The 9,682-nt window shown below is 65.0% G+C and carries 10 protein-coding genes; 6 read left to right on the forward strand and 4 right to left on the reverse strand.

Translation table 11 applies throughout. The features are described 5' to 3' along the window. Nucleotides 1–8: 8 nt before the first annotated feature. Nucleotides 9–467, reverse strand: a complete 459-nt coding sequence (locus APH44_RS11675; protein WP_054892846.1) for an Lrp/AsnC family transcriptional regulator — start codon at nucleotides 465–467, stop codon at nucleotides 9–11. Between the two features lie 155 nt (nucleotides 468–622). Here APH44_RS11675 and yedA point away from each other — a divergent pair, with 155 nt between their 5' ends. After that, a complete protein-coding gene (gene yedA, locus APH44_RS11680) occupies nucleotides 623–1,519 on the forward strand; it encodes a drug/metabolite exporter YedA (RefSeq protein WP_054892847.1) in 897 nt (298 codons plus the stop codon). Between the two features lie 104 nt (nucleotides 1,520–1,623). Continuing rightward, nucleotides 1,624–2,949 (forward strand): DEAD/DEAH box helicase, encoded by a 1,326-nt coding sequence (locus tag APH44_RS11685; protein ID WP_054892848.1) that lies wholly within the window; start codon nucleotides 1,624–1,626, stop codon nucleotides 2,947–2,949. A gap of 184 nt (nucleotides 2,950–3,133) precedes the next feature. Here APH44_RS11685 and APH44_RS11690 read toward each other — a convergent pair whose 3' ends face one another. The 3 genes from APH44_RS11690 to APH44_RS11700 all read right to left on the reverse strand — a co-directional run bounded on the left by APH44_RS11690 (nucleotide 3,134) and on the right by APH44_RS11700 (nucleotide 6,211). Next, entirely contained in the window at nucleotides 3,134–4,387 is a 1,254-nt protein-coding gene (locus APH44_RS11690) for a TIGR03862 family flavoprotein (protein ID WP_054892849.1), read from the reverse strand. A 148-nt stretch (nucleotides 4,388–4,535) separates the two neighbouring features. Next, entirely contained in the window at nucleotides 4,536–5,450 is a 915-nt protein-coding gene (locus tag APH44_RS11695) for a histone deacetylase (protein WP_054892850.1), read from the reverse strand. A 71-nt stretch (nucleotides 5,451–5,521) separates the two neighbouring features. Then, nucleotides 5,522–6,211, reverse strand: coding sequence for a histidine phosphatase family protein (locus tag APH44_RS11700; RefSeq protein ID WP_054892851.1), 690 nt, complete (start codon nucleotides 6,209–6,211; stop codon nucleotides 5,522–5,524). Between the two features lie 182 nt (nucleotides 6,212–6,393). Here APH44_RS11700 and APH44_RS11705 point away from each other — a divergent pair, with 182 nt between their 5' ends. From APH44_RS11705 to APH44_RS11720, 4 genes are all read left to right on the forward strand, one after another. Continuing rightward, the gene (locus APH44_RS11705) at nucleotides 6,394–6,963 is read left to right on the forward strand and encodes a GNAT family N-acetyltransferase (protein WP_054892852.1); all 570 of its coding nucleotides are present in this window, start codon (nucleotides 6,394–6,396) and stop codon (nucleotides 6,961–6,963) included. A gap of 90 nt (nucleotides 6,964–7,053) precedes the next feature. Next, nucleotides 7,054–7,923, forward strand: coding sequence for an acyl-CoA thioesterase II (tesB, locus tag APH44_RS11710; protein ID WP_054892853.1), 870 nt, complete (start codon nucleotides 7,054–7,056; stop codon nucleotides 7,921–7,923). Beyond that, the gene (locus tag APH44_RS11715) at nucleotides 7,920–8,510 is read left to right on the forward strand and encodes an HAD family hydrolase (protein WP_054892854.1); all 591 of its coding nucleotides are present in this window, start codon (nucleotides 7,920–7,922) and stop codon (nucleotides 8,508–8,510) included. The genes tesB and APH44_RS11715 overlap by 4 nt, the downstream gene beginning before the upstream one ends. A gap of 278 nt (nucleotides 8,511–8,788) precedes the next feature. Further along, the coding region (locus APH44_RS11720; RefSeq protein ID WP_054892855.1) for an ABC transporter substrate-binding protein at nucleotides 8,789–9,682 on the forward strand (894 nt) is incomplete at its 3' end.

Raw genomic sequence — 9,682 nt, forward strand, 5'->3', positions numbered from 1 at the left:
GGGCACGTTCACCCCTTCCTGCCATTGCCCTGCAAGTGATCCAGCGGCACCCGGCGCTCCACCGCGCTGGACAGGATGATCGACGTCTTGCTGAACCCCAGTTGCGACACCTGGTTGATCAGCGCCTCCAGCTCATGCATCGAACCCACTGCCGCCTGCATGATCACACACGGGTCGCCCGTGACCCGGTGGCATTCGGTGAGCTGGGGGATGCGCGCCAGGGCGTCATAGGCCTGCTGGTTGCCGTGGCTTGCCAGGCGCAGTTCGATGATGCACTGGATCGGCAGGCCGATCTTTTCCAGGTCGACCTTGGCGGCGTAGCCGGTGATCACTCCGCTGGCCTCGAGTTTGGCGACTCGCTCGGCCACCGCAGGCGCCGACAGGTTGACCTGACGGGCGAGCTGGGCATAGGTGGCGCGACCGTCTTCGAGCAGGGCGGCGAGCAGCATGCGATCGTACTTGTCCATGAGTCTCTCGTTGCGAATGTGCAATCAACGGGAAAACAGGCGAATTACCGTTTATTGCAAAGTGTATGGGCCGATTAAACGTGTTTTGTAACTTATGTTTACGGGAGCGCCTTCCTAAACTAAGTCACCCGTAAACGGATTTCGAGTCTTTTGTCATGCCTGCCTCCCGTCGTTTCCCCTGGCTGCTGATCGGCGCCTTCATTGCCCTCTACCTGGTCTGGGGGTCTACCTACCTGGCCATTCGCATCGGTGTCGAATCCTGGCCGCCGTTGCTGATGGCTGGGGTACGTTTTGTCATTGCCGGCAGCCTGTTGTATGGCTTCCTGCGCTGGCGCGGGGTGCCGGCTCCCACCTGGGCGCAATGGCGGGCGGCGGGGGCGATCGGGTTTCTGTTGCTCAGTTGCGGCAACGGTGGCGTGACCCTGGCCGAGCATGCCGGCGTGGCATCGGGCGTTGCAGCGCTGGCGGTGGCCACGGTGCCGTTGTTCACCTTGCTGTTCGGGCTGTTGTTCGGTCATCGCAATTCGCGTCTGGAATGGGCGGGGATTTTCCTCGGGCTTGCCGGTATCGGCTTGCTCAACCTCGGTTCGAACCTGCAGGCCAGCCCCATGGGGGCAGCGTTGATCCTGTTCGCAGCGGCGGCCTGGGCTTTCGGCTCGGTGTGGAGCAAGAACTTGCCCTTGCCCCAGGGCGCCATGGCCAGTGCTGCCGAGATGCTGGTGGGCGGTGCTGCGTTGTTGATCGGCAGCGCCCTGAGCGGTGAGCGCCTGACCCAGATGCCAACGGCGGCGGGTTGGGGGGCACTGGCCTATCTGATCTTCTTCGGCTCGATCGTGGCCTTCAGCTCGTACATGTACCTGCTCAAGCATGTGCGGCCGGCGGCCGCGACCAGCTACGCGTACGTCAACCCGGTGGTGGCGGTATTGCTCGGGATTGCCTTTGCTGGTGAACGCATCGGCGCCGAGGAATGCCTGGCCATGGGCGTGATCGTCGGGGCGGTGGTGTTGATCGGGCTGCCACAGTGGCGGCGCGCGCCACGGCAGGTGGCCTGAGGAGCAGGTGCATCCGGTGGGCGGCTGCGGGCGTCAAAGCCAGCGCAACTCCAGGGGGCTTGCGGTAAACTGCCGCCTTCGCTGAACCCCCTGACGGTATCACCATGAATTTCGCCAAACTCGGCCTGATCGAACCCCTGCTGCGCACCCTGCAGCAGCGGGACTATTCCACCCCGACCCCGATCCAGGCCCAGGCCATCCCTGCCGTGCTGGCAGGGCGCGACCTGATGGCCGCAGCCCAGACCGGTACCGGCAAGACCGCCGGTTTCGCCTTGCCGGTGTTGCAACGCCTGGCGCTCGAGGGTGAGAAGGTAGCCAGCAATTCGATCCGCGCGTTGGTGCTGGTGCCAACCCGTGAGCTGGCCGAGCAGGTGCACGCCAATATCCGTGAATACGCCGAGCACCTGCCGTTGAGCACCTACGCGGTGTACGGCGGCGTCAGCCTAAATCCGCAGATGATGCGCCTGCGCCGTGGCGTCGACCTGCTGGTGGCCACGCCGGGCCGCCTGCTCGATCTGTTCCGCCAGAACGCGGTGAAGTTCGGCCAGGTGCAAACCTTGGTGCTCGACGAAGCCGACCGCATGCTCGACCTGGGCTTTGCCGAAGAGCTGCAGGCCGTGTACGCCGCCTTGCCACGCAAGCGCCAGACCTTGCTGTTCTCGGCGACGTTCTCCGACCAGATCCGCATGCTCGCCGGCCTGGCCCTGAACGATCCGCTGAGTATCGAAGTCAGCCCGCGCAACGCCGCCGCCACCACCGTCAAGCAATGGCTGGTGCCGGTAGACAAGAAGCGCAAGGCCGACCTGTTCTGCCACCTGATGCGCAAGCAGCGCTGGAAGCAGGTGCTGGTGTTCGCCAAGACCCGCAACGGCGTCGATCAACTGGTCGAGCGGCTGCTGGCAGAGGGGGTCAATGCCGATGGCATCCATGGCGATCGTCCACAGGCGACCCGTCAGCGGGCGCTGGATACCTTCAAGGCGCGTGAAATCCAGGTGCTGGTGGCGACTGACGTCGCTGCTCGCGGCATCGATATCGACGACCTGCCGCTGGTGGTCAACCTCGACCTGCCGATCGTTGCCGAGGATTACGTGCACCGCATCGGTCGTACCGGACGAGCGGGTAACAAGGGCGAGGCGATTTCCCTGGTGTGTGCCGACGAGGTGCAACTGCTGTCAGCGATCGAGGTCCTGATCCGCCAGACGTTGCCGCGTCATGAAGAGCCGGAGTTCATCCCCGATCACCGGGTGCCGATGACCGATGCCAGCGGCCAGGTGCTGAAAAAGCCGAAAAAGCCCAAGAAACCCAAAGAGACCAGTGCCAAGCGCGGGCTCGGCAAGTGGATGGACAGCTCGGAAGATTCGGCACCGACGGTCAAGCCGGTGCGCAAGGTGCCGAGCTTCAACAGCGGGCCACGCAAGCGCAAACCCTAAAGCGCGGTCTTTGTTCAAAATCTAAGAGCCAGTCCAATCCCTGTGGGAGCGGGCTTGCCCGCGAAAGGAACACCGCGATGCATGGCACCGGCTACGCCGGTGTTCGCGGGACAAGTCGCAGCGGCAAACCGTCGCTCCCCCAGGGATTGGGCTGGCCTTTAGATTTCGAACAAGAGAGTGGCTCCTACAGAGAGGCGGGCTGACGCTCGGACAACCATTCCAGCGCTGCCCGTCCGGCCCGCAGTCCGCTGGCAAAGCACGCCGTCAGCAGGTAGCCCCCGGTTGGTGCTTCCCAGTCCAGCATCTCGCCGGCGCAGAATACTCCGGGTAGTTGCTTGAGCATCAAGCCATTGTCCATCGCCTCGAAACGCACGCCACCGGCACTGCTGATCGCCTCATCCAGCGGCCGCGTGCGCACCAGTTCGATCGGCAGCGCCTTGATTGCCTGGGCCAGGCGCACGGGGTCGGCAAAGGTGGCCTGGTCGGTCAGCTCGCGCAGCAGCGCGGCTTTCACACCGTCGATGCCGAGCTGCCCATGCAGGTGCTTGGCCATCGAGCGGGAGCCACGGGGCTTGGCCAGGGCCTGAGCGATTTTATCCACAGGGCGATCCGGCAGCAGGTCAAGCAGCAAGGTGGCGCGTCCGTTGCGCTCGATACCGGCGCGGACCGCCGCCGACCAGGCGTACACCAGGCTGCCTTCCACGCCTTGGGCGGTGAGGATGAACTCGCCCTTGCGCGGGGCACTGCCAGGTACGCTCAGGGCGATGTTCTTCAGCGGCGCGCCGGCGAACTTGTTCTTGAGCAGATCGCTCCAGGCCTGGACTTCGAAACCACAGTTGCTCGGGCGCAATGGCGAGATATCCACAGCGCGCTCGGCCAGCAGTGGCACCCAGCTGCCGTCCGAGCCCAGGCGCGCCCAACTGCCGCCGCCCAGTGCCAAGACCACGGCAGTGGCCTGTACCAGGCGTTCGCCCTGTGGATAACCGATTCGCAGTGCGCCTTCCGTGTCCCAGCCAAGCCAGCGGTGCCGGGTGTGGATAACCACGCCGGAATCGCGCAGGCGCTTGAGCCAGGCGCGCAGCAGCGGCGCCGCTTTCATGTCGGTGGGGAAGACCCGCCCCGAGGTGCCGACGAAGGTGTCGATGCCCAGGCCGTGGATCCACTGGCGCAGGGCGTCGGCATCGAAATCACGCAGCAGCGCGTCGATGGCTTCGCGGCGTTCGCCATAGCGACCGATGAAGGCTGGGTAGGGTTCGGAGTGGGTGATGTTCATGCCGCCGACGCCCGCCAGCAGGAACTTGCGCCCCACCGATGGCATCGCATCGAACACCTCGACCGCCACACCTGCCTGAGCCAGGGCCTCGGCAGCCATCAGACCGGCGGGGCCGCCGCCGATCACGGCGACGAGGGGAGGGGAGGTGGTGTGGGAATCGGTCATGGTGGCGGCAGGCTGTGGAAAAGAGTCGGCATTCTACCCCAGCGGTGCCTGCGCAGATACTGTTCAAAAAATGAACAAATCTTTGCAGGTCAGGCAGTTAAAGGGCTCCAGGGGCTTTCTCGCAGGTTATCCACAAGCGGTTCCACAGTCATTGTGTGTAACCCAGCACCCGCGCCGCGGTGTGATGAAGGATGCCGTGACGCCGAGCCAGCGCCTCCCGGTCCTTGCTGTAACCACCGCCGATCACCCCGACCACCGGGATATCACGGCCAAGGCAGTGGCGCAGTACCGCTTCGTCGCGGGCGGCGACGCCCGCATCGGTCAGTTGCAGATAACCCAGGGCGTCGTCCTTGTGCACGTCGACACCGGCGTCGTACAGCACAAGGTCGGGCTGGTAGAGCGGCAGCAGGTAGTTCAGCGCATCGTTTACCACCTTCAGGTACGCCGCGTCGTCCATGCCGCGCGGCAAAGGGATGTCCCAATCGCTCTGGGCCTTGCGTGCCGGGAAATTCTGCTCGCAGTGCAACGACACGGTGATTGCCTCTGGTGTGTCGTGAAGGATGCGTGCGGTGCCGTCGCCCTGGTGCACGTCGCAATCGAAGATCAGCACGCGGTGTACGCGTCCGGCTGCGAGCAGGTAGTGGCTGATCACCGCCAGGTCGTTGAAGATGCAGAACCCGGCCGGGTGGTCGTAATGGGCGTGGTGGGTGCCGCCGGCCAGGTGGCAGGCGATACCGTGACGCAGGGCCATCTCGGCGGTCAGCAGCGAACCGCCGACGGCGCGCACGGTCCGCCGTGCCAGTGCCTCGCTCCAGGGCAGCCCCAGACGGCGCTGGTCTTCGCGTGAGAGCTCGCCGTTCATGTAGCGCTCGATATAGGCGCGGTCATGGGCCAGGGCAAGGATGTCGTTGGGGCAGAGTTCGGGGCGCAGCAAGGCCTGGTCGGTGGTCAGCCCGCTGTCGATCAGGTGATCGTGCAGCAGGCGGAACTTGTCCATGGGGAAACGGTGTTCCGGCGGGAACTCGGGGCTGTAGTCTTCGTGGTAGATCAGCGGCAGGGGCATGGGCAGGATCGCGGCTGGAGGCAGCGTTGATCTTGCCAGTGGGCCGGAATGCCACGCAACTCAAACACTCATCAGCGTTGTGCCGAGGCCAGCACCCGTCGCCAGTCCGGCTCGTTCATGCGCCCGAGGATGCGCGCCTTGCCGCTGCCATCGACCGACACGAACAGCGCGCTGGCGTAGCCACTTTCGCGTTCGCCCGGCGCAACCTTGAGCGTGCGCTGGAAGTGATCGACGCAGCCGTTGTGGGTCACCAGCACAAGATTATGCCCTGCACGCTTGTGCGCCATGGCCTGGCCTGCGAAGCCGCTTTCGCAGCCTTCGAGCCAGTCCTCGCTGGTCACCGTGTCGCCGACGATGAAGTGTGCGGTCTGTCGGGTGCGCAGCTTCGGGCTGCTGAGCAGGTCGGCGCCGTCCAGCCCAAGGCGTTGCAATCCTTCTCCGACACGCTGCGCGGCCTGGCTGCCGGAGACGGTGATTCCGGTGGGGTCGTCCAGGCAAGGGCCGGGCGCGCTGTCGCAGCGCTCGGCGTGGCGAATCATCACGATCACGCTGCCTTCGGCCCACTTCTGCAACAGGCCGCTGGCGTTCAATTGTCGTTCATTGCCAAGGTTCACGATGTGCGTCCTCGTTGACGACCACAGCATCAATCCGGCCGCGACCAGCACCAGGGCGAGGCCTGCGGCCCAAGCCTTGCGCGAACGTCGGTGTCGCTTGCGGCGGGTGGGGATGGCCAGGTTTTCCAGGATGTCGCTCGACAGCATGCTCGGGCTCCGGCAGAGAGGGCCGCGCACAAGGCGGCGGCAGGTGATGGCATTCTGTGAAGCGGCCTGTCTGCGCCGAGTGAAGCCGTTGTGAAAATTGCATTGGGCCTGGGGGGCAGGTGAAAAGCGCCCCCCGCGCCTAATCTGTAGACTGCAGGACTGAAAACCTGGAGCCCGCCCCGATGACCCCGATCCTCAAGCTCGAAAGCGCCCGCCTGGTGTTGCGCCAATGGCATGACGACGATTTGCAGGCGTTCGCCGAGATGTGCGCCGATCCGCAGGTGATGCGCTATTTTCCTGCGCCATTGACGCGTCTGGAGGCCGCCGCGCTGATCGGACGCATCCGTGGTCATTTCAACGAATACGGCTACGGTCTATGGGCATTGGAGCGCATGGACAGTGGTGCCTTCATTGGCCTGACCGGATTGCTCAACGTCAACTTCGACGCACCCTTCGCTCCGGCGGTCGAGATCAGTTGGCGTCTGGCCCGTCGTCACTGGGGCCAGGGTTTTGCCAGCGAGGCGGCCTGGACCTGCCTGCGCTGCGCATTCGCCCAGTTGCGCCTGGATGAGGTGGTGTCGTTCACCACTCAGGACAACGTACCCTCGCAGAAGGTGATGCAGGCGATCGGCATGGTTCAGGACGAGGCAGGCAGCTTCGAACACCCGCGGCTGCCCGAGGGCCACCCGCTGCGCCCGCACGTGCTGTATCGCATCGACCGTCCGCGCTGGGAGCGAACCCTGCATGCCTGAATGGGCCGCCATGCACGGAGGCAATGACAAATTCTGTATGATTTGCGCCAATGCCCGAATTGCCGTGACACCTGTTAGGAGAAGCCCCCGATGAGCCATGTGTTGGACGACCTGGTCGACCTGTTGAGCCTCGAATCCATCGAAGAGAATCTGTTCCGTGGTCGTAGCCAGGACCTGGGCTTTCGTCAGTTGTACGGCGGCCAGGTGCTGGGCCAGTCGTTGTCGGCGGCCAGCCAGACGGTCGAGGACGCGCGTCATGTCCATTCCCTGCACGGCTATTTCCTGCGTCCTGGCGATGCCACCATGCCGGTCGTCTATTCGGTCGATCGGGTACGCGATGGCGGCAGTTTCAGCACACGCCGGGTCACGGCGATCCAGAAGGGCAACCCGATCTTCACCTGCAGCGCGTCGTTCCAGTACGACGAGGGCGGTTTCGAACACCAGGTGCAGATGCCCGATGTAGTCGGCCCCGAGAACCTGCCCAGCGAAGTCGAACTGGCCCGCGCCATGGCCGACAAGCTGCCCGAGCGAATCCGCGACAAGGTGCTGTGCGCCAAACCCATCGAGATCCGCCCGGTGACCGAGCGCGATCCGTTCGACCCCAAGCCGGGCGATCCGGTGAAGTACGCCTGGTTCCGCGCCGACGGCAGCCTCCCGGACGTCCCGGCGCTGCACAAGTACCTGTTGGCCTACGCCTCGGATTTCGGCCTGCTGACCACCTCGCTGCTGCCGCACGGCAAATCGGTGTGGCAGAAGGATATGCAGATCGCCAGCCTTGACCATGCGCTGTGGTTCCACCGTGACCTGCGTGCCGACGACTGGCTGCTGTACGCCACCGACAGCCCGTGGGCCGGCAACGCCCGTGGTTTCACCCGCGGCAGCATCTTCAACCGCGCCGGACAACTGGTGGCCTCGTCCACCCAGGAAGGCCTGATCCGCCATCGCAAGGACTGGGCATGAGCCTGCACGAAGTACGCAACTGGGTGTTCGACATGGACGGCACCCTCACCGTGGCGGTGCACGACTTTGCCGCGATCCGCGAGGCGCTGGAGATTCCGCCCGAGGACGACATCCTTACCCACCTTGCCGCGCTACCCCACGAAGAGGCCACGGCCAAGCACGCCTGGCTGCTGGAGCACGAGCGCGACCTGGCGATCGCCTCGAAGGCCGCGACCGGCGCGGTCGAGCTGGTACGCGAGCTGTCGGCGCGTGGCTGCCGACTGGCGATTCTCACGCGCAACGCGCGGGAGCTGGCACATGTCACGCTGGAGGCCATTGGCCTGGTGGACTGCTTCCCGGTCGAACACATTCTGGGACGCGACGAGGCGGCGCCCAAACCCGACCCGGATGGCCTGTTGCAGATCGCCCGGGCCTGGGGTGTGGCGCCGTCGGAGCTGGTGATGGTGGGCGACTACCGCTTCGACCTGGATTGCGGGCGGGCGGCGGGGGCCAGGACGGTGCTGGTCAACCTGCCTGACAACCCCTGGCCGGACCTGGCGGACTGGCATGCAGCGGATTGCCGGGCGTTGAGGGCGATGCTTGGCTGAAAGATTGCGCTGGGTTGTTCGCGGACAAGCCCGCTCCCACAACAGCCGCCATAGCTTTTGAATACTGTGGTGTTACCTTTGGGAGCTGTTGTTTGCCGCTGCGACTTGCCCGCGAAGAACACACCGCAACACCAATGTAATGAAACGTCACCCATGACGATTCGCTGACATCCCACTACATACCCGGACACTGGCAAGGGCGGCCCGCTGACTAGAATGCCCGGTCTTGAATGAGACCGATTCTCTGTCACACATCCGCTGTTGCCAGGAGCCCTCCGATGCCCTCCATTCTCCGTTCCGCGCGGCGCCTGCTGCCGTTGCTCATGCTGCTGGCCGCAGGCCTCGGCACTCTCCAGACCGCCAGCGCCGCCCAGGTTACCGACGTGCTCGGGCGCAAGGTCGAGGTCGATCATGCGCCCCAGCGTATCGTCCTCGGCGAGGGGCGGCTGTTCTTCGCCCTGGCCCTGCTGGATCGCGAAAACCCGTTCCAGCGCGTGGTTGGTTGGCAGAACGACATGCGCCTGCTCGACCCGCACACCTACGAGGTCTACGCCAAGCTTTATCCACAGGTGGCCAAGCTGCCGCTGATCGGCCAGGCCTCGGAGCAGAGCGTCAGCGCCGAGCAGATCCTGGCACTGAAACCGGACCTGGCGATCTTCAGCATCGCCGGCGAAGGTCCGACCCAGCACAGCCCGGTCGCCGACCTGCTGGAGCAGGCCGGTATCCCGGTACTGTTCATCGACTTCCGCGTGCATCCGATCAAGAACACCCGCGTCAGCCTCGAAGCCCTGGGCACCTTGCTGGGTCGCGAACAGCAGGCGCGGGAATACCTGGACCTCTACGACAGCCACCTCAAGCACGTCACCGACCAGGTGGCGGGGCTCAAGGACAGTGAGCGCCCGAAGGTTTTCCTCGAACTGCTGGCAGGCGTCTGGCAGGCGCCGGGGCACACTACCGGCAAGAGCGGCCTGGGCAGCGTGGTCGAGGCAGTCGGTGGGCATAACATTGCCGCCGACGTGGTGCCCGGAGCGCTGGGCGACGTCAGCGTCGAATACGTGCTCAAGGCCGACCCGGACGTCTACATCGCCACCGGCAACCGTGCCCCCGGCGTGCTGCTCGGCGCTGGCGTGAGCGCCGATACCGCACGCCAGAGCCTGGCCAGGATCATCGCG

Origin of the sequence: Pseudomonas sp. NBRC 111143 (genome assembly GCF_001320965.1) — a bacterium.
In the GTDB taxonomy this organism is placed as follows: Bacteria; Pseudomonadota; Gammaproteobacteria; order Pseudomonadales; family Pseudomonadaceae; genus Aquipseudomonas; species Aquipseudomonas machongensis.